The organism is Paenibacillus sp. FSL H7-0326, assembly GCF_001955535.1.
Classification (GTDB): Bacteria; Bacillota; Bacilli; order Paenibacillales; family Paenibacillaceae; genus Paenibacillus; species Paenibacillus shunpengii.
In genome coordinates this window covers 1,009,293-1,029,608 of the sequence record NZ_MPVN01000002.1, presented here as the reverse complement: position 1 = coordinate 1,029,608, position 20,316 = coordinate 1,009,293, and the positions used below count along the sequence as shown (strand labels likewise).

The window sequence follows — 20,316 nt, the reverse complement described above, 5'->3', positions numbered from 1 at the left end:
GTTTTTTAGATTATTTTGAAATTAAAATAATTTTTTGATTGTAAAGGCTTGCATTCTTTTTTTTCTGGTGCTATGATGTTCACCGTAGTAAATAACAACTTAATATTTATGACGTGTTACTGATTCGATCAGGCATGAGTTGATTAAAGTATGATTGGCAATGACCATTATTGGGCAATATAACCCACAGGTTGTTGCATACATGCTCTATAAGCTCATGCCTTTTTTGCGTTGTTCGAGATCAACTAACACATATATTCCTTGAAGGAGTGAAACACATGTTCAAAAAGCTTTTCGGCGTGTTGCAGCGTGTCGGTAAAGCAGTCATGCTTCCGGTTGCAATCTTGCCGGCGGCAGGTCTCCTGCTCGGGATCGGGAACCTTCTGGTTAACCCTGACTTCCTACAATATGTGCCTTTTCTAGAGGCGCACTGGATCCAAGTCATTGCTAATGTCATGATGAACTCGGGACAAATTGTCTTTGATAACCTGTCCTTGCTGTTCGCGGTCGGCGTAGCAATTGGTCTTGCCGGTGGAGACGGCGTTGCGGGTCTCGCCGCAATTATCGGTTACCTCGTTATGAACGTAACGATGGGTACCGTGATGGGCGTAAATGCAGGGAATATTTCTGAATTAGGAGCCGGTTATTCTAATGTGCTCGGTATCCCAACTTTGCAGACAGGCGTGTTCGGTGGTATCATAATCGGGGTCTTGGCTGCCTCGATGTACAATCGTTTCTTCAAAATCGAGCTTCCGTCTTACCTAGGCTTCTTTGCAGGTAAACGTTTTGTTCCGATTATCACCGCGGTAATGGCGCTCTTGATTGGTCTGCTGCTGACATTGATCTGGCCGCCAATTCAAGAAGCGATGAACTTCATCTCTCGAAGCATGATTGGTGAGAATGAAACACTAGCTGCATTTATCTTCGGTTTGATCGAACGCTCGCTTATCCCGTTTGGTTTACATCACATCTTCTACTCGCCGTTCTGGTTCGAGTTCGGAGAATATGTAAACCAAGCAGGTCAAGTCATCCGTGGTGACCAGAAGATATTCATGGCTCAGCTTCGTGATGGTGTAGAATTTACAGCAGGTACATTTACGACAGGTAAATATCCGTTCATGATGTTCGGTCTTCCGGCTGCAGCACTTGCGATCTACCACACAGCGAAGCCTGAGAACAAGAAAGTGGTCGGATCCTTGATGGTATCTGGTGCACTGACGGCGTTCCTGACAGGTATTACAGAGCCGCTTGAGTTCTCCTTCCTGTTTGTAGCTCCACTTCTGTTCGCAGTGCATGCGGTATTTGCAGGTTTGTCCTTCATGGTAATGCAGATCCTCGGCGTTAAGATCGGTATGACGTTCTCCGGCGGATTCATAGACTTTATGCTGTTCGGAGTATTGCCAAACCGTACGCCTTGGTGGCTGGTTATTGTCGTAGGTCTTGTATTTGCGGTGATCTACTACTTCGGTTTCCGTTTCGTTATTCAGAAATTCAATCTGAAAACACCGGGCCGTGAGGACAAAGTCATTGAAACGGGATCTAACAATACAGGATCGAAGGACGAGCTCCCGCATCACATCCTGAAAGCCTTTGGTGGCTCAGAGAACATCAAGCATTTGGATGCATGTATCACAAGACTTCGTATCGAGGTTAAAGATAAGGGCAACGTTGATAAAGGCCGTTTGAAAGACCTTGGTGCTTCTGGAGTACTTGAAGTTGGTAACAACGTACAAGCAATCTTCGGGACACGTTCCGATACGATCAAGTCCCAAATGAAGGACATCATTGAGGGGCGTACACCAGCTCCAGCAGCTGAGGAGCCTAAACCTGAAGAAGAACAGGCACAAGGTGAAGCAGGTGAAGCGATCATCAACGAGCAGATCGTTATGCCGGTCAACGGTGAGCTTCTCGATATTACGAAGGTTCCAGACCCTGTATTTTCAGAGAAAATGACAGGCGATGGATTCGCCATTCTACCGCATGATGGAACGATTGTATCCCCAGTGAACGGTAAAGTATTCAATGTATTCCCAAGCAAGCATGCGGTCGGCATTATGTCTGACGGCGGCAAGGAAGTACTCGTTCACATTGGTGTTAACACGGTGAAGCTGAAAGGCCAAGGCTTTAATGTTCTGGTTGCTGAAGGAGATCTCGTCTCTGCAGGTCAACCGATCATGGAAGTTGACGTGAATTATGTTAAGGAGCATGCTCCTTCCATTATTTCACCAATTATTTTCTCTAACCTGCCGGAAGGTTCCGCGGTTACGCTGAACAAATCCGGTGTACTGAAAGCAGGCGAAGAGGGAATCATAACAATTAAATAAGACGAGATTTTTACGTTTGAATGTATAGCACCGTAAAAGAGCTCATGCAAGGTCTAGTTCAAATTTAAGGTTTGGCTAGATCTTGCATCTCATTTAACAGCAGCATGATTCTGTGAAAAATCAGTCTATTGTGGTTCGATACTCCTGTGTAACAGGTAATATACGTATATGACGTAATCACAACCAACTAAAAATGACGAAAGTGGGATGAAAACTATGCAACAAACATTCAGAATTACTGACGAAGATGGAATCCATGCACGCCCTGCAACAGCACTTGTAAACACAGCGAACAAATTTAAAGGTGCTGAGTCTTTTGCAGAAGCGAAAGGCAAAAAAGTAACATTGAAATCCATTCTGGGTGTTCTCTCCCTTGGTCTTGAAAAAGGCGACACAATCAGCATCATCGTTGAAGGCGAAGGAGAAGCAGAAGCGATTCAAGCGCTGACAGACGTGATGGTTAACGAAGGGCTGGGCGAAGTTCATGCCTAATGTTTCCGGGATTGCTGCCTCGGCGGGTATTGCCATTGCCCGGGCGTTTATCTTGGAGCACCCTGATTACTCTGTAGAAAAACGCTCGATCACCGACGTTGATGCGGAGATTGCTAAACTGGAAGCGGCTTTGGAGAAATCCGAAGCCGAGCTCCAGGCAATCAAAGCACGTACTTTGCAAGAATTGGGTGAGAAAAAAGCAGAAATTTTTGAATCTCACTTGTTGATATTGAATGACCCAGAACTTATTGATCCTGTTAAATCGAAAATTTCGGATGAAAAAGTAAACGCTGAATTCGCTCTTGAAGAAACAGCTGCTACATTCATTCAAATGTTTGAAAACATGAAGAGCGCATATCTTCAAGAACGTGCAGCTGACATGCGCGACGTTACAAAACGTGTGCTTGGTCACTTGCTTGGATTACAAGTGGTCAATCCGGCGGAGATCAGTGAAGAAGTGATCGTACTTGCTGAGGATTTGACTCCATCCGATACAGCACAGTTGAACCGTAAATACGTGCTTGGCTTTGCTACTAATATCGGTGGTCGTACTTCTCACTCCGCCATCATGGCCAGATCCCTCGAAATTCCTGCAGTCGTAGGAACGAAGGAAGTACTGACTCAAGCGAAGAATGGTGATCTGATCATCGTTGACGGCTTGGACGGACATGTACTGATTAATCCAGAGGATTCCGTTGTGGAAGAATATAAATCCAAGCAGGCTGCTTATGCGGCACAAGTTGCAGAATGGAGAAAACTGCGCGACGAGCCTACAGTTACGGTAGACGGCGTGCATGTTGAGCTTGCTGCAAACATCGGTACTCCTAATGATGTCGCGGGTGTGCTTGAGAACGGCGGAGAAGGCGTAGGTCTCTATCGTACAGAATTCCTGTACATGGGACGCGACAAGCTGCCATCTGAAGATGTACAGTACAACGCCTACAAAACCGTTCTTGAGAAAATGGAAGGAAAACCTGTTGTCGTGCGTACGCTCGACATTGGTGGAGACAAGGAGCTTCCTTATCTAGATCTTCCAAAAGAAATGAATCCATTCCTGGGCTTCCGTGCGGTTCGTCTATGCCTGGATCGTCAAGACATTTTCCGTACACAGCTTCGTGCCTTGCTTCGTGCGAGTGTACATGGCAACCTGCGGATTATGTTCCCGATGATTGCAACCCTAGGAGAATTCCGTGAAGCAAAAGCGATTCTTCTCGAAGAGAAGGAAAAGCTTGCAGCTGAAGGTACTCAAGTATCCGACAGCATTCAGCTCGGAATCATGGTTGAAATTCCTTCAACTGCGGTGCTTGCTGATCAATTTGCCAAGGAAGTGGACTTCTTCAGCATCGGTACAAACGATCTGATCCAGTACACAATGGCCGCTGACCGGATGAATGAACGTGTATCTTATCTGTACCAGCCGTATAATCCATCCATTCTCCGTTTGATCAAGATGGTCATTGATGCAGCGCATCGCGAAGGACGCTGGGTTGGCATGTGCGGAGAGATGGCGGGCGACTCTACCGCTATTCCGCTCCTTCTGGGTCTTGGCCTGGATGAATTCAGCATGAGCGCAACTTCAATTCTGCCTGCACGCAGCCAGCTGACGAAGCTGTCTCAAGCAGACATGAAAGAGCTTGCTGCAAAAGCACTGGATATGCAGACCGCTGAGCAGGTAGTAGAGCTTGTTCAAAGCATCGAACAGTAATTTTTGTTTTTTTCGAAATTTTTAAAATCTCTATTTTTTAAATCAATTTCATAGATCATTAAGCTAAAGGTATTATGAAATTGATTTCTAATTCTTTATCTTTTCCAACACTTTCACGGTATTCGCTCCATGCGGATACCGTTTTTTTTATCTAATATCATCCTTATAGCTTAATCCAGATCTACTGTGTCCATGCTCTAATTTGGTTTAAATCGATCTATACCTGGTGATCGCTCTGCTTCTAAAATAGAATGAAACGAAGGGTTTACATAATTTGTGAAATACATAGATATCATGATAATAAAGGAGATTCCATGTACAAAGATAAGGAAATTACGATCCGACCGATCGAACAGGGAGATTTGCCACGTTTATGGGAGCTGATCTACAAGGACGAGAATCCGGAGTGGAAGCAGTGGGATGCCCCTTACTTTGCTCATCATACGAAGAGCTGGGAAGAGTTCACGGAGATGCAGGGTAGCTGGATTGCATGCGATCATCGCTGGGTCATCACGGCGCATGAAGAGATATGCGGCATGGTATCCTACTATTATGAGGATGAGCAGAAGAATTGGCTGGAGATGGGGATTGTGCTGCATCAGCCGAACAGCTGGAACAAGTCGGTGGGAACCAGAGCCTTAAGCTTATGGATCGACCATCTGTTTAATCATTTGCCTCTTATTAGAGTGGGATTAACTACTTGGTCAGGGAACACCCGAATGATTCGGGTCGCAGAGAAGCTGGGAATGCAGATTGAAGGACGTATCCGTAAGGTTAGATTCTATAATGGAAAGCACTATGATTCCATCCGGATGGGGATGCTGCGCGAAGAGTGGGAGATATGAGTTCATAAATTCCAAAAAATTGCTATTTTCAGCAGGCATGATTATACTTATCGATAGAATAGCTAATCATATGAGGAGGATCCAATCCCAATGAATTTAGCCATTAAGATGATGCGAGAATTCAAAAACCGCGATACCCAAAATAAGCTGAAAAGCTATCAGGATAAAGTGGAACTCATAAGGAAATGGAATTTGGAAACATGGGACGATCAGCAGCTTCAAGTAGAATCACTCAGGTTGAGAACGAAAGCAAAATTGGGTATACCTTTGGACGAGCTGCTTGTGGATGCTTATGCGCTAGTCTGCGAGACGGCGAAGAGAACGCTTGGATTACAGCCCTACGATGTCCAGATAATAGGTGCAATCGCTCTGCATGAGGGCTATTTGATAGAGCAGCATACCGGCGAAGGAAAGACGCTTTCAGCTGTTATGCCTGCTTATCTAAATGCATTAACCGGTAAAGGCGTTCATGTGCTGACATTCAATGATTATTTGGCAAATCGGGATGCAGTGTGGATGGGACCGATCTATCGTCTTCTAGGGTTAACGGTAAGCTCAGTTCAAGCGGGCATGAGCTTCTCCGAGAAACGGGAAGCATACGCACAGGATATTACCTACGTTACGGCTAAAGAGGCAGGATTTGACTATTTGCGGGACACAATCGCACTGGATGAGGCGAATACTGTGCACCGTTCTTTCCACTATGTCATCGTTGACGAAGCGGATTCGCTTCTTCTCGATGAAGCAAGGGTACCGCTAGTCATTGCCGGAGAGTCGGATTTTTTAAGTAGAGACGTTACTCGTTTCACAGAAGTAGCCAGGCAGCTCGAGCAAGATGAGCATTATGACTTCGATGAGTTCAAGCGGAATGTATATTTGAATGAAGCAGGCGCTGCGAAAGCGGAAGAGCTGCTCGGATGCGGCAATTTATACGATAGCCATAATAGTCATATGTTATCTTCGTTAAATTGTGCGCTGCATGCAGAATATTTATTAGTAAAAGACGTCGATTACATCGTCCGGGACGGTGTAATTGAGCAGATCGACGAATATACCGGTCGCGTGGCGGAGAACCGGCATCTGCCGGACGGGCTGCAAGCTGCGCTTGGGGCCAAAGAAGAGCTCGAACTCTTAGGCGGCGGGAAAATTCTCGGGACGATCACTCTCCAACACTTCCTTAGCCTATATCCTAAGATTTGTGGAATGACGGCTACTGCGCATGCATCAGCCATGGAGTTCGAAGATATTTATGCATTGCAGGTTGTACAAATCCCGCCAAACCGTCCGAACATTCGAATTGATCAGCCGCATCGAATTTATACTCATAAAGAAGCCAAGCTTAAGGCACTTGTATATGAAATATCGTCCGTTCATAAGGAGGGACGCCCAATTCTAATTGGTACGTCAAGCGTCGAGGAGTCTGACATGCTGGCGAAGGCGCTGGCTGCTGCAAACGTACCTTGTCATGTTTTGAATGCGAAGAATGACGCTGAGGAAGCTGATGTTATCGCCAAAGCGGGAAAGATTGGTGCGGTGACCGTGTCTACGAATATGGCGGGACGCGGCGTCGATATTCGGCTCGGCGGGGGTAACCCTACTCAAGCAGAAGAAGTTGCTAAACTAGGCGGATTGTACGTGATTGGTACGCATGTGCACGAAAGTGTGCGGATCGACGACCAGCTGCGCGGACGTTCCGGCCGCCAAGGGGACCCTGGAGGTTCGGTATTCTTCGTAAGCTTGGAGGATGAGTTGATGCTGCGGTTCGGCATTGATAAAGCAATTCGTGTTCCAAGGCAGGATGAGGCTCTCGATGATCCTGTGCTTCGTAACAAAATTACACATATCCAGCGTGTTATTATGGGGCAAAACTTTGATATCCAAAAGGAACTGAATTCATATTCGGATATGGTGGAGGATCAGCGGCGAATTCTGTTCGAGGAGAGGCTTCGAATTTTAAAAGGGGAGAAGTCAATGAGTTCTTCGGAACAGCGAGTTCGGCTTTTTTATATCGATCAGTTTTGGGCTGAACATCTGTCATACGTTTCGTACCTTCGAGAAGGCATCCACCTGGAGAGTATTGCTAGCCGTAATCCGATTGACGAATTTCATGCCCAAATCTCCGAAGCATATGAACAAATTCCGGCTAAAGTAAATCGCGAGACTGAGAATATGCTTATAAAACTTGAAGGTTCAAATGATCCAGCAGAATGGGAGAGGTTCGGACTAATGAGTCCTACTTCCACTCGGACTTATATTATGAACGATCAATACAGTCAGAATAAGCGCAGCTCATGGAGCACCACGACGATAATGGCTTACTATATCCGTAAGATTGTAAGGAGGGTATTGTGGCCGGTACATAAGCTGCCAAAATTGTGATGCAGCTTTCTTAAAGCTAAATTCTTTTTATGCAAAATAAAGAGGTGTCCCTTAGTCAATATGACGCTTGGGACACCTCTTTTTTATTTTGATTTACGTTTCACTTGATCAAGCCGATAATAAACTACTAATCCAATTAGCTGCAAGCACAGTTAAGGACAGGCTTACGTGCAGCTGTCGTTTCATCCAAACGAGTCACCGGTGTCCCGTAAGGAGCATTAAGCACGAGCTCAGGATTCTCCTCGGCTTCCTTGGCAATGCGGATCATCGTGTCGATGAAGCCGTCGAGTGTTTCTTTGCTTTCGGTTTCTGTCGGTTCAATCATGATGCATTCTTCCACGTTCAGTGGGAAGTAGATCGTTGGCGGATGATAGCCGAAATCTAGCAGGCGTTTAGCAACATCAAGTGTACGTACACCATACTGCTTCAAGCCTTTGCCCGACATAACGAATTCATGCTTACATACACCTGGATATGGAACTTCGTAATAGGGCTCAAGACGTTTCATCATGTAGTTGGCATTAAGCACTGCATATTCGGAGACTTGGCGCAGTCCAACTGGACCATAGGTACGGATATAGGCATACGCACGGACAAGAATACCAAAGTTACCATAGTAAGCTTTAACACGGCCGATGGATTGTCCTTCTTCACGATCCAAGTAGAATGTTCCCTCTTCTGTACGTTTCACGTGTGGTTTCGGAAGGAACGGCACGAGCAGCTTCTTCACGCCGACCGGACCAGCACCCGGACCGCCGCCGCCATGGGGAGTACTCATCGTTTTATGCAGATTCAAGTGGACTACGTCAAAGCCCATATCCCCCGGACGAGCAATACCCATAATCGCGTTAGAGTTAGCTCCATCGTAATAGAGAAGACCGCCGGCATCATGCACGATCTTGGCAATTTCCACAATTTGTTTCTCGAACAGACCGAGTGTATTCGGGTTCGTCAGCATGAGTGCGGCTGTATCATTACCAACGGCTGCACGCAGCTCATCCAGATCGACCAGCCCCTCAGCAGTTGAAGGAATCGTCACCGTCTCGAAGCCTGCCACTGTCGCACTGGCCGGATTCGTACCATGGGAAGAGTCAGGCACGATGACCTTGGTACGAACTTCACCGCGGCTCTCATGATAGGCGCGAATCATCATCAGTCCTGTCCACTCACCATGTGCACCGGCTGCCGGCTGAAGCGTTACTTCGTCCATTCCAGTAAGACCTGCAAGGTCAGATTGCAGCTGATACAGCAGCTCTAGTGCACCCTGTACACTTTCTTCCGGCTGATAAGGATGAATCTTGGCAAATCCGGTATAACGGGCAACATCCTCGTTAATCTTCGGATTGTATTTCATCGTACAAGAGCCCAGCGGATAGAAGCCGTTATCTACACCAAAGTTACGGCGGGACAAGCTTGTATAGTGGCGAACGACATCCACTTCATATACTTCTGGCAGTGCAGCTGCTTCCTTACGCAAAAATCCAGAAGGAATGAGCTCAGCCTGACTGACCTGAGGGACATCGAGCTCGGGCAAGGAGTATGCGACGCGACCTGGTTTGCTCAGTTCAAAAATCAGCTTCTGCTCAGGAGCTTCTGATCCGGCTGTTCTAGCAAAATCCAGTTCTGCTGTCTCGTTCTGAACCTGTGGTTTCTCTGCTTCAATCTTACTCACAGCAATCCCTCCAATACCGCTTTGAATTCATCGATTTCTTCTTTGCTCCGGCGTTCTGTAACGGCAATCAGCATATGACCGCTTAGCTCCGGGTATTCACGTCCCAAATCATATCCTCCGATAAATCCTGCAGCGAGCAGCTTGCTCTGTACATCTTCCATGCTCGTATGGTCCGGCAGCTTAATCACAAATTCGTTAAACGTCGGTGAAGTGAAAGGAGTGCTTACCCCTTCAATAGAAGCTAATGTCTGCTTGGCATAATGACTCTTCTGCAAATTAAGCTCCGACACATCAAGCATGCCTTGTTTACCGAGCAGCGACATATAGACTGATGCACTTAGTGCAAGCAGGGCCTGATTGGAACAAATATTGGAGGTCGCTTTTTCGCGGCGGATATGCTGTTCACGAGCCTGCAGAGTCAGTACAAAGCCTCGTCTGCCATAACGATCCGTCGTTTGACCGACAATCCGTCCAGGAATTCTGCGCATGTGGGCCTGGGATACAGCAAAATATCCACAGGTAGGACCGCCATAGGAGCCTGCAATCCCTAGCGGCTGAGCATCACCAACAACGATATCTGCACCAAGCTTACCCGGTGCTTCCAGAAGTCCGAGTGAAATTGGATTCGCACTGACGATGAGAAGTCCTTTATTGGGATGAATCAAGTCAGCTGCAGCCTGGATATCTTCTACACTGCCGAAGAAGTTCGGGCTTTGAATCATAACCGCAGCCGTATCCTCACTGATTGCAGCAGCGAGTGCTTCCATATCAGTGACACCATTTTGATAACCAATCTCTACAATTTCAAGATTCAGACCATGTGCATAACTCGCAAGTACCTGGCGGGATTCCGGATGTACGGTGCTCGATACGACCAGCTTCTTCCGGCGCGTTGCAGCTGCAGCCAGATTACCCGCCTCTGCAAAAGCGGTTGCTCCATCATACATACTCGCATTGGCGACAGCCATTCCGGTAAGCTCGCAAATATAGGATTGGAATTCAAAAATCGCCTGCAGCTCGCCTTGGCTGATCTCGGGCTGATAAGGCGTATAAGCGGTATAGAATTCGGAGCGGGAAATGACATGGTTAATGACAGAAGGTACATGATGGTCATAGATACCTGCGCCGAGAAAGCTTGCATGTGTATCTGCGTTCACATTGCGTCCGGCAAGACGGGTCATATGGCGTGTGAGTGCATATTCGTCCAGCTTGGATGAAACAGGGAGTTCGCCTTTAAAACGGATTTCTTCAGGAATGTCGGAGAAGAGATCCTCTATCGTTTCAGCTCCGATTGCTGCCAGCATTTCCGCCTGATCTTGTTCCGTCATCGGAAGATAACGATTTGTCATTACGAATTCGCTCCTTTTGCCGCTTGGGCTGTAGGTTTTGGTCTTCTATAGAATGGGGTTTTGATCACTTCTGCCTTGAGGCGTTTGCCCCGGATTTCGACATCAACCGTGGTGCCTGGTTCTGTAAACCGGATATCCAGCAGTGCAAGACCCAGATTGCGTTTCAGGGTAGGCGACTGGGTACCTGTTGTTACCTCGCCGATTTGTTCTTCGTCAGCAAAGACCGGATAATGAGCTCGTGGAATACCGCGGTCTGTAATCTCTATTCCGACGAGCTTTCGGGTCAGGCCTTCTTCTTTTTGCTTCACCAGTGCATCCCGACCGATAAAGTCACCAGCTGCCAGCTTCACGAACATCCCTAGACCGGCTTCGAGCGGTGTAATCGTTGATGAGAGCTCCTGTCCATATAACGGAAGCTTAGCTTCAAATCGAAGTGTATCTCTCGCACCAAGCCCGATAGGAAGCAATCCTTCATCTTCGCCAGCGGCCATAAGTGCAAGCCATACTTTCTGAGCGTCATCGGCACTGACATAAATTTCGAAGCCGTCCTCACCGGTATATCCTGTGCGTGAGAGAATAACGGTGCTTCCGCTCACTTCTGCTCCGTCGACAAAACGGAAAGAACCAAGTTCAGCAAGGTTCACATCTGTCACTTTAGATAATATAGCCTCTGCCTTTGGACCCTGCAGTGCCAGCAGAGCGGTTGCATTCGATTCATTCACCATCTGTACGTTCGCAGGCAGATGTTCTTGCAGCCATGTCCAATCCTTATCAATATTGGATGCATTCACTACAAGCATGAACAAATGCTCGCTGCGCTTATACACGAGCAAGTCGTCCACTACACCACCTGTGGGATAGCACATAAGTGTGTACTGTGCCTGACCAATTTCGAGCAGGGATATGTCATTTGTCAGCATTCCTTGCAGGAAGTTGGCTGCATTCTCGCCTTCTACTCGAAATTCGCCCATATGGGATACATCGAATAATCCGGCCTGCTGTCTAACAGCCTCATGCTCTTTCTGGATACCGCTGAAGGAAACCGGGAGCTCCCAGCCTCCAAAATCGATACAGCGTACATTTGGATATTGTTCATAAAGAGGGAAAAGCGGTGTTCTCAATAATTGGGACATAATTTTCACCTCGTCAAAAGCCGGCTTCCGGCTGTAGTTAAATAGAAGGAATGAAGAAGAATAATCATCAGGATAAATAATAGGAAAAGGGAAAAAGGGCGATTGGAAAAAGAAAAAGGACAGGCCAAAGAAAAATACACGCAAATAAAGCATGTGTTCTTCTTAGGCTCTGTCCTTGGTACCTGAGAGTTACCCCGTATGCAATGCTCACGAGTTTCCCCTTGGGTGATCCTTTTATTAACAACGTTCGCTTCTAGTAAGCAGGCGAACGGTTATGGATGCTCTCCAGAGTCGCGTCCGGTAAAAGTCCTTTTGCCTGAGAGATTCACCCTTTGCTTATCAATGGGCTTACTCCTTCGGCGTTACCATGCGGAAAATGTCCCTTGCTCAGAAGCTCAGAACAAGAATCCTGCGGTAATCTCTCCCTTTACGTTCAACCGCTTAACGAGCTAGAATGTTCGGAAATAGCGAACTCTTCCGCTCAATCTAACGCTTATACTACATTAATACGTGATTAAATCCGAAAAGTCAAGGAGTATATCCATAAAACATATTTTTTGTTAGCAATCTTGACATTGTGATAAGGATTGTTTTACGCTATGGGTGGAAAAAGGGCAGGAACCAGAGAAGAAACACAATTCTAACTTTTGAAAAAGCGAGGCTGACGAGATCATGAGCGAAGTAATTAACGGTTTGTTGTATAGTGAAGAGCATGAATGGGTTCAAACGTTAGAAGGAGATACGGTACGTATTGGAATTACTGAATTTGCTCAGCATCAGCTGGGAGATATTGTGTTTGTGGAGCTGCCTGAAGTAGGAACGGACATTAATAGTGATGATAGTATTGGTACGATTGAATCGGTTAAGACCGTATCTGATTTGTTTGCGCCAGTTAGCGGAACGATTATCAGTGTAAATGATAAGCTTCAAGACGAGCCGGAGCTTGTGAATGCTGCACCTTATAGCGATGGCTGGATGATTGAAGTGAAGCTGAGTGGAGATTACAAGGCTGCTCTTGCTAAACTGCTGGATGCAGATGCTTATCGTGCACATACTGAAGAGTAGAAGTTTGATTCGATTCTATAATATATGACGAAATTATTTAAATTGTTTGAGCTGATCTTCCTGTTTATAGGGGAGGTCAGCTCTTTTTATATGATGTCGTCTTATAACCTATAGTCATAACTAAACCTAGTTTTAGATTATTTGTGAAAAAAATGTTTCTCGTGGAACGAATCTCATGGGGTTAATTAATTTTGTAGAAGCCATCATGATCTTGCACGATGTGGACAGAAGCAGACCCCGCAGCTGAATTCGAGCGAAGAGCTCGGCTCGTTACCGTAATGGTGGTTTCTTTTACGGGTGGAGATGCAAGAGGGGACCAATAAATGATGCTGGCCTGCTTCACCTCAAGGGATGTTCCTGATAACCTCACCTGTGTGCCCGGCGAACCATCCATAACCAGTAATTTACCTGAAGAAGCTGTAACGGTTAGCGGAAATGAGGTGTTTTCTTCCCTTATTTCGATGGGGAATCCAGGAACGCTGCTCATCACCATAGCATATTTATCAAGCGGAAATGTAATTTGAAGCGGGCTGTATTGATCGGACTCTGACGAAATGCTTGTAGATGGAGATATAGCAGAAGGTACATTGGGCCACAGAATGAACGCAGAGGCGAGAAGGATGGATGAGACAGTAACATAAGTACTTTTGACTTTAGATGGTGAGTGTGTTCTCATTACTTGCGTCTTCGTCATGATAACCTCCCAGAAAGTTTAAGTATATATTCAATATAACGTTTACTTGCCACAAAGGTTGTAACCAAAATAATTCATTGAATGCAATTTCAGATAGGCCAAGGGGTTCAGGCTTTATCCGTTCCCCTGGCATGAAACGCAATTACACAGGCTTCACACACACATGCCTTGCGTCTCTGCTCGTCCGGAATACGTGACAGCAGTTCCTGTGGAACAGACCGACTCATACACCAGCATTCCGTGTAAGGCTTCCCGGCTGCATAGGCACACTCATTAGACTTGTGGCACAAAGGGCAGAGGAGCGGATTGATTTCAATAGAGGATGAAGACATATTTCACCTGCTTTATGATAGGGTCATTGTTGATTATGGATGCAAAGCGTTAGATTCTATGATGAATGTGATCTGCTTGAATTGCGTTCTTGAATTTCAAAGAACAAAAAGCAAGCTAGGTTCAAGGCAAAAAACAAAATATTAAGCCAGATCTGATTCATATAGAGGATGTAAGAGATCAGAATCAAGAATATGAGCATTAGAGCAGTAACAATAGCATATTCAAATTTAAGCTTAAGTTTATCATATGGATAGCTGAATCCGAAGTTGTATTTATACATAAGCCAGGATATGATCAACAGCACAGCGCTGCTGTAGCTTTGTAACAGATAACCGCTGCGAACACTCTGCTCCAATACATCTGTATCTCCGTAAAGGATGATCAATAAGAGACTCTTGATAGCACCGTACAGGACTGTCACTAATATAGTGCGGAAGGCCGAAGGCAGCAAAGGAATTTTTACCACAACGGTGAAGAATAGGGTCAAAATGATAATGGTAATAACCGGCACCAGATTAGCGACATCCAGCTCACTCTGCAGAAAGTAGCTCTGTAAATTAACGAGCATAAGGACAAATAGGGCTCGCTTGGCATAATGGGCAGGATTAATCTTGAATAACATAATAATAAGGATGAAAAGTGCAAATGTCTCGAGTGATGAAAAAAGCATGAACGCTAGAAATTCCAGAATATTCTTCCCCCAGTAATATGTAAATATATGCAATACCCGAACAAAGCAGCTTGACCATAATAATATGTGCTTAACTGTGAAGTAAAGTATTTTTTTATGGAAATATTAAAGATGGACGAGGAAGAGACATTCCCCGTCCATCTTTGTTTATTCATTTGCATCATATCACATATTCAATGGCACACTTAAGACTCATCTCTTGGCATTTCAATGGTGAGACCCGGAACATGCTTCTTGGACATTTGTTTTCGTTTTTTTCGATTCTCCTTGGTCTGGGATACAACGTCAAAATCATAGTCGTCCGGATACAGCTCTTCGCCTGCAATGTGCAGCTTCACTCGCTGCTTGGCAATTTTCAGTTTTTTTCCTCGAACAAGTACGGTAAGCTTGCCTTTTGGATCCTCTGCTTCGACAATAATTCCTCCTTCCTGCATATAAGGGATGTGTACCCTGTCCCCAATCTGCAGCGGCCGGGCCGGCTGTGTTTCCATATCAGTTGGCTCAGCTCTTTTGGCATGGGCAGCTCGTGACTCTCGGCGATCGTTATCTACCCGTTTTGTATGGTCTGGTATTGGTTCATGAGAATTTGTATTGCGATACACGATGTTACGCTTCTCTTCGCTATCAGCGGCTTTCGGTTCTCCTGAAGAATCTGCAATTGCTGTCAATGATGTGGCAGAGATCTGTTTGGAACGCTCAATGATATAAGGCGGAATCCCGAGCTTCAGGGCAATGGCATAAGCATAGCTGTTCCCTGCTTCCCCGATCGTCAGCCGATATAACGGCTTCAAAGATTCTGTATCAAATTCCATGCGGGCATTCTCAAATCCGTCAGCCGACGCTGCGAAATTTTTGATCTCCGAAAAATGAGTCGTTGCCACGACCGTCGCCTGCCTTCTATGCATCTCTTCGAGCAGAGCGATAGACAATCCGGTTCCTTCCCCAGGATCTGTACCCGACGCCATTTCGTCAATAAGAATAAGCGTGGAAGGGTCCGCGATCTTTAGAATTTCGATAATGTTCTTGATGTGGGCAGAGAACGTGCTCAGCTGATGCTCAATGCTCTGACCATCCCCGATATCGACGGCGACTTGCTCAAATACGCTCAGCTGACTGTCTTCTCCGACAGGAACGAGTAGACCGGACTGGGCCATGAGTGTTAGCAGCCCAATGGTCTTAAGACATAAGGTTTTGCCGCCGGTATTGGGACCTGTAATAATCAAGGACTTGAATGCATCACCAATGTGGAAATCGAGCGGAACCATATTGTTCACGAGCGGATGCCGTGCGGACCTTAATCGAATGACCCCATGATCAACGAGGTGAACCGACCGTCCCTGATAGGAGAGGGCATACCGTGCTTTGGCGAACAAAAAGTCGTATATGCCTACTGTATCCGTATTCACACGCAGCTCATATTCAGCTTGGTCTGCTAAACGCGTCAATTCACTGAGTATCTTCATCTCCTCTCGCTGTTCCGCTGCACGATGCAGGCTGAGCTCCATCTGAAGACTGGCGATCTCGTCCGGCTCGATAAATACCGTTTGGCCACTGGCGGATTCGCCGTGAACCGTTCCTCTGATCTGCTTGCGGAATTCCTTCTGGACAGGCAGGCAGTAGCGGTCCCCGCGTTTTGTTATGAGCTGGTCCTGCAGAATAGAACGGTGTTTGGACAGAAGGGTATCCAGCTTCTTTTTCAGCCGTTCCTCGATGACCTGAGCCTGTTTTCTCGTCTTGAGCAGTTCTTTGCTGGCATGATCGGTAATCCGGCCTAAGTAAATACAGCGTTCCACCTCTTCACGGAGGGAATCCAGGGTGTACATAGAGCCTGCATAGGCACTTATATTCGGGGCAATCTCTCTCTTAGACTGCATGTACTTCATAAGCTGGGTGCAGCTTCGCAGAAATTGCAGGAGATGCATGAAATCCTGTTCCGTAAATAGATAGCCGGTGCCTAGCAGATTCATAATATTTTCGATTCCTGACAATGAAGGAAGTGGGACGCTTGCTCCGTGCCGGATCAGTCCCAGTGCTTCCTCTGTTTCAGCGAGTGCCTGACGAATCTGGGTTAAACGGGTCATAGGGGTTAGTGAATCGATCTGCCGTTCTCCAAGGTAGGATACCGCGTAAGATTTCAGCTGTTCTTTGACAGTACTGTATTCGAGTCTTTGCATGCTTTGATGATTCATGGGTTATTGCTCCTTTTTTTTGTATTAATGAATGACGTTGAAGCGGATAAAACAAAAAAAGACGCAAGAAGCGAACAGTAGGGTTCGTTCTTACGTCTGTATGCATGAGTTAGCTTATGGATCGGCAAAGAATGCTGCCAAGCCATAAATATCAACCTGTGAATGGTGCCCGCCATCCATAATTTGTTTACTACAGAGCATAGATCTCTGTAAATCGATGGTTTTACGGGTACAAAAAAACCGCGCTGCAAAAACAGCGCGGATGAGTTCACAAGTCAATTGTACATCACTCATGTTCATAGAGAGTTTAGTTATCCGCTGTTCTTAACTGATTTCATGAGGCATCTATAGGATACACATGTAATTGCGCATTAAAAAATAAACATCGCAATTTCAGGCGATGAAGCAATAGATCAAGCCTCTGTATGAAATTTGATTAGTTAAGAACGATCACCGACATCAAAAATCTCTCCTTTTTGGATGAGTTACTTCGTATCATATGCTACACGGCAGCGAAAGTCAACAAATTGAATGTTGGGAAGATGTACTATACAATGAAGAGGCACGAGTAATTTTAATAATTATATAGATACGGGAGCCTGCGGAAGCAAGCTGAGAGTACAACTAATCTGTTGTTGACCGGTTGAACCTGCCATGGATAATGCCAGCGTAGGGAGCGAACATGATGATGACGCATGCTTTCGCATGCGTTTTTTTAGTTTTGCGACACCCCTCTCAGTTCCAAGATCGGCTCCTGTGTACCTTCCAAAAAGAAAGGACTCGATCCCAATGTCTAATGTTGAACTTGAACTATCATCTCTTATCACTCGTATCCACGAAGAACAACCCTTGATCCATAACATAACGAATACGGTCGTTACGAATTTTACGGCGAACGGCTTGCTAGCTCTTGGCGCTTCCCCGGTCATGGCCTATGCGGAGGAGGAAGTGGCTGATATGGTTCAGCATGCCCGTGCACTGGTGCTCAATATCGGGACACTTACCACAGACCTAGTCCATACGATGATTGCAGCAGGCAAGGCGGCAAATGTATACGGTGTACCTGTTCTCTTGGATCCGGTCGGAGCGGGAGCTACACCTTATCGGACAGATGCGGCACTTCGGCTTCTTCGGGAAGTAGAGATCGCGCTCATTAGAGGCAATGCAGGAGAAATCAGCCATTTAATCGGGGAAGGGATGACCGTAAAAGGTGTAGACGCGGGTCAATCTGAGGTCATAGATCGAGCACAAATGGCGGTGCGTGCAGCCCGAACACTCGGAACAACCGTCGTCGTATCTGGTCCAGAAGACGTCATTACGAATGGAGATACAGGATTTATTATTAAATCCGGCCATCCTTTACTTACACGTGTCACAGGGACAGGCTGTCTCTTAACCTCTGTCATCGGTGCTTTTCTTGCCGTTCATGACTCGGTATTGGAAGCGGGAGCCGCAGGTCTTGGGTTTTATGGAGCGGCGGCAAGCCTCGCGGGGCAGAAGACCGAGCAGAAGGGGACCGGCAGCTTCCAGATTGCATTCTTGGATGAGCTGTCCAAGCTTGAGCCGTCTGTATTTGAGAAGTATGTTGAATTTACCGACATGAACGAGCTGTTTATTCAGGAGGAGGCATAGTTGATGAATATACCTAAGGCGCTTACCATTGCAGGCTCAGACAGCGGAGGCGGTGCTGGAATTCAAGCCGATATCAAAACCTTTCAGGAGCTGGATGTCTACGGTATGTCGGCACTCACCTCAGTTACTGCCCAAAATACCCTTGGCGTACAAGGCGTGCATTCTTTGCCGGTTCCCTTTGTAGCTCAGCAGATCGAGTCCGTCTTTGCGGATCTGAGACCAGATGCCGTGAAGACAGGGATGTTATTCAGCAGCGAAATTATTGCAGAGGTTGCAAGGAAGGCTGCGCGCTATCAGATAAATAAGCTGGTTATTGATCCAGTAATGATTGCAAAAGGCGGTGCGTCCTTGCTTCAGTCGGAAGCAGTGACGGCGCTAGTTCAGCAGCTTCTTCCGCTTGCACTTGTCGTTACACCGAACATTCCCGAGGCGGAGGTGATGACAGGGTGCACTATTCATTCGCTGGCAGACCGCAAGAAGGCGGCTAAACGAATACATGATTATGGTCCTGCCTACGTCATTGTAAAAGGTGGCCATGATGCAGGCAGCGATACGGTTACGGACCTGGTATACGATGGGACAGGATTTACGGAGCTTGCAGGGCCAAGAATAGACACGGTTCATTCCCATGGAACAGGCTGTACCTTCTCGGCGGCGCTTACTGCAGAATTGGCAAAAGGAAAGGACGTCCTGTCAGCGGCGAGGACGGCCAGAGATTTTGTCCAAGCTGCACTTACCGATGCACTGGGCATCGGAGGAGGACAGGGTCCGACGAATCACTGGGCTTATCGCAGGCAAAAAGGAGTGAGCGTATGAGCCGGATTTCGAGTGTCCGTATGAAGGAGCTGCTTCGGGTCTATTTTGTAATGGGTAGTAGAAATTGTGTGCAAGCACCGGAAGACACGCTGCAGGCTGCACTAACCGGCGGGTTGACGTTATTTCAATTCAGAGAGAAGGGGCCCGGCTGCCTTGAAGGCGCTGAGCGGATCGAACTCGCCCGGCGTTTGCAGAAGCTGTGCAGAGAGCATAAAGTACCGTTTATTGTGAATGATGACGTTGACCTGGCACTGGAAGTGGATGCGGACGGTGTCCATGTCGGTCAGGAGGATGAGGAAGCGGATTTGGTGAGACAAAGAATTGGAGATCGAATCCTCGGCATATCGGCTCATACTATTCAAGAAGCGGCGAGAGCTTATGCGCAAGGGGCCGATTATATCGGAGTAGGCCCCATTTATCCAACAAAATCAAAGGATGATGCACAGGCCGTGCAAGGTCCGGAGATCATTACGGCTATGCGGAACGCGAATATCACACTTCCCATTGTTGGCATCGGAGGAATTACAGCCGACAATGCCAAGGATGTGTTTGCTGCAGGAGCAGATGGGATAGCCGTCATTTCCGCGATCAGCTATGCAGAGGATATTGCAGGCCGTGTGAGACAGCTTCAACATAACTTTAAAGCTTAACAATGTGAAAAAAAGAGAAGGATAGCTGACATGAAACAGTCATCCTTCTCTTTTTTATTTACAAAGCATGAAAACGAAGGTTGTATTACATTCATACTTTACATAACAAATTTACACCTCTTTTATTGCTAATCCCTCCTTAATAACGAACAATATTAAGCTTTTTCTTCTGATTTTTCGTATATTTACCCTTGAACCTAACATTGAAATAACATGGTTAAGTGCTTGAGGCACAAAATAAAGTTGCCATTTTATATAAAAAACCAAAACGACGTAAATTTTGTTTACATCATCTCCTCCTCCCATTACATTTGATTCTAACAACAATACATAACTGAGGGGTGGAT

At 46.4% G+C, this 20,316-nt stretch carries 16 protein-coding genes and 2 riboswitches; of the genes, 9 read left to right on the top strand and 7 right to left on the bottom strand.

Translation table 11 applies throughout. From position 1 onward, the window contains the following. Positions 1-278: 278 nt before the first annotated feature. From ptsG to secA2, 5 genes are all read left to right on the top strand, one after another. The gene (gene ptsG / locus BK126_RS15605; protein WP_076313443.1) at positions 279-2,324 is read left to right on the top strand and encodes a glucose-specific PTS transporter subunit IIBC; all 2,046 of its coding nucleotides are present in this window, start codon (positions 279-281) and stop codon (positions 2,322-2,324) included. A 216-nt stretch (positions 2,325-2,540) separates the two neighbouring features. Beyond that, positions 2,541-2,816: an HPr family phosphocarrier protein gene (locus tag BK126_RS15600; protein ID WP_076313442.1), complete on the top strand. Its 276-nt coding sequence runs from the start codon at positions 2,541-2,543 to the stop codon at positions 2,814-2,816. Beyond that, positions 2,809-4,521, top strand: a complete 1,713-nt coding sequence (gene ptsP, locus BK126_RS15595; protein WP_076313441.1) for a phosphoenolpyruvate--protein phosphotransferase — start codon at positions 2,809-2,811, stop codon at positions 4,519-4,521. The genes BK126_RS15600 and ptsP overlap by 8 nt, the downstream gene beginning before the upstream one ends. A 314-nt stretch (positions 4,522-4,835) precedes the next feature. Then, positions 4,836-5,366 (top strand): GNAT family N-acetyltransferase, encoded by a 531-nt coding sequence (locus BK126_RS15590; RefSeq protein ID WP_076313440.1) that lies wholly within the window; start codon positions 4,836-4,838, stop codon positions 5,364-5,366. Between the two features lie 90 nt (positions 5,367-5,456). Continuing rightward, positions 5,457-7,745, top strand: coding sequence for an accessory Sec system translocase SecA2 (gene secA2 / locus BK126_RS15585; protein ID WP_076313439.1), 2,289 nt, complete (start codon positions 5,457-5,459; stop codon positions 7,743-7,745). A gap of 136 nt (positions 7,746-7,881) precedes the next feature. Here secA2 and gcvPB read toward each other — a convergent pair whose 3' ends face one another. Genes gcvPB through gcvT form a run of 3 tightly spaced genes read right to left on the bottom strand, consistent with a single transcriptional unit; the run spans position 7,882 to position 11,899 of the window. Next, on the bottom strand, positions 7,882-9,366 hold the full coding sequence (gene gcvPB / locus BK126_RS15580; protein WP_076313564.1) for an aminomethyl-transferring glycine dehydrogenase subunit GcvPB: 1,485 nt from the start codon (positions 9,364-9,366) through the stop codon (positions 7,882-7,884). A gap of 47 nt (positions 9,367-9,413) precedes the next feature. Then, positions 9,414-10,766 (bottom strand): aminomethyl-transferring glycine dehydrogenase subunit GcvPA, encoded by a 1,353-nt coding sequence (gene gcvPA / locus BK126_RS15575; protein ID WP_076313438.1) that lies wholly within the window; start codon positions 10,764-10,766, stop codon positions 9,414-9,416. Beyond that, the gene (gene gcvT, locus BK126_RS15570; RefSeq protein ID WP_076313563.1) at positions 10,766-11,899 is read right to left on the bottom strand and encodes a glycine cleavage system aminomethyltransferase GcvT; all 1,134 of its coding nucleotides are present in this window, start codon (positions 11,897-11,899) and stop codon (positions 10,766-10,768) included. The genes gcvPA and gcvT overlap by 1 nt, the downstream gene beginning before the upstream one ends. A 165-nt stretch (positions 11,900-12,064) precedes the next feature. Further along, positions 12,065-12,192, bottom strand: a riboswitch (glycine riboswitch). A gap of 1 nt (position 12,193) precedes the next feature. Continuing rightward, positions 12,194-12,336, bottom strand: a riboswitch (glycine riboswitch). Positions 12,337-12,571: 235 nt separating this feature from the next. Here gcvT and gcvH point away from each other — a divergent pair. Continuing rightward, on the top strand, positions 12,572-12,964 hold the full coding sequence (gene gcvH, locus BK126_RS15565; RefSeq protein WP_076313437.1) for a glycine cleavage system protein GcvH: 393 nt from the start codon (positions 12,572-12,574) through the stop codon (positions 12,962-12,964). A gap of 181 nt (positions 12,965-13,145) precedes the next feature. On the opposite strand, the gene BK126_RS15560 is transcribed toward gcvH, so the two are convergent. The 4 genes from BK126_RS15560 to BK126_RS15545 all read right to left on the bottom strand — a co-directional run bounded on the left by BK126_RS15560 (position 13,146) and on the right by BK126_RS15545 (position 16,871). Then, entirely contained in the window at positions 13,146-13,658 is a 513-nt protein-coding gene (locus tag BK126_RS15560) for a hypothetical protein (RefSeq protein ID WP_076313436.1), read from the bottom strand. Between the two features lie 107 nt (positions 13,659-13,765). Beyond that, entirely contained in the window at positions 13,766-13,990 is a 225-nt protein-coding gene (locus tag BK126_RS15555; RefSeq protein WP_076313435.1) for a cysteine-rich CWC family protein, read from the bottom strand. Positions 13,991-14,046: 56 nt separating this feature from the next. Further along, positions 14,047-14,661 (bottom strand): hypothetical protein, encoded by a 615-nt coding sequence (locus BK126_RS15550; protein WP_083655904.1) that lies wholly within the window; start codon positions 14,659-14,661, stop codon positions 14,047-14,049. Positions 14,662-14,867: 206 nt separating this feature from the next. Beyond that, entirely contained in the window at positions 14,868-16,871 is a 2,004-nt protein-coding gene (locus BK126_RS15545; RefSeq protein WP_076313434.1) for an endonuclease MutS2, read from the bottom strand. A gap of 789 nt (positions 16,872-17,660) precedes the next feature. Between BK126_RS15545 and thiM the strand changes: the two genes are divergently transcribed. Genes thiM through thiE form a run of 3 tightly spaced genes read left to right on the top strand, consistent with a single transcriptional unit; the run spans position 17,661 to position 19,969 of the window. Further along, positions 17,661-18,503 carry a hydroxyethylthiazole kinase gene (thiM, locus tag BK126_RS15540; RefSeq protein WP_076313433.1) on the top strand — a complete coding sequence of 281 codons (843 nt, stop codon included), beginning with the start codon at positions 17,661-17,663 and terminating at the stop codon, positions 18,501-18,503. Between the two features lie 3 nt (positions 18,504-18,506). Then, entirely contained in the window at positions 18,507-19,319 is an 813-nt protein-coding gene (thiD, locus tag BK126_RS15535) for a bifunctional hydroxymethylpyrimidine kinase/phosphomethylpyrimidine kinase (RefSeq protein WP_076313561.1), read from the top strand. Next, positions 19,316-19,969 carry a thiamine phosphate synthase gene (gene thiE / locus BK126_RS15530; protein WP_076313432.1) on the top strand — a complete coding sequence of 218 codons (654 nt, stop codon included), beginning with the start codon at positions 19,316-19,318 and terminating at the stop codon, positions 19,967-19,969. The genes thiD and thiE overlap by 4 nt, the downstream gene beginning before the upstream one ends. Positions 19,970-20,316 lie beyond the last annotated feature (347 nt).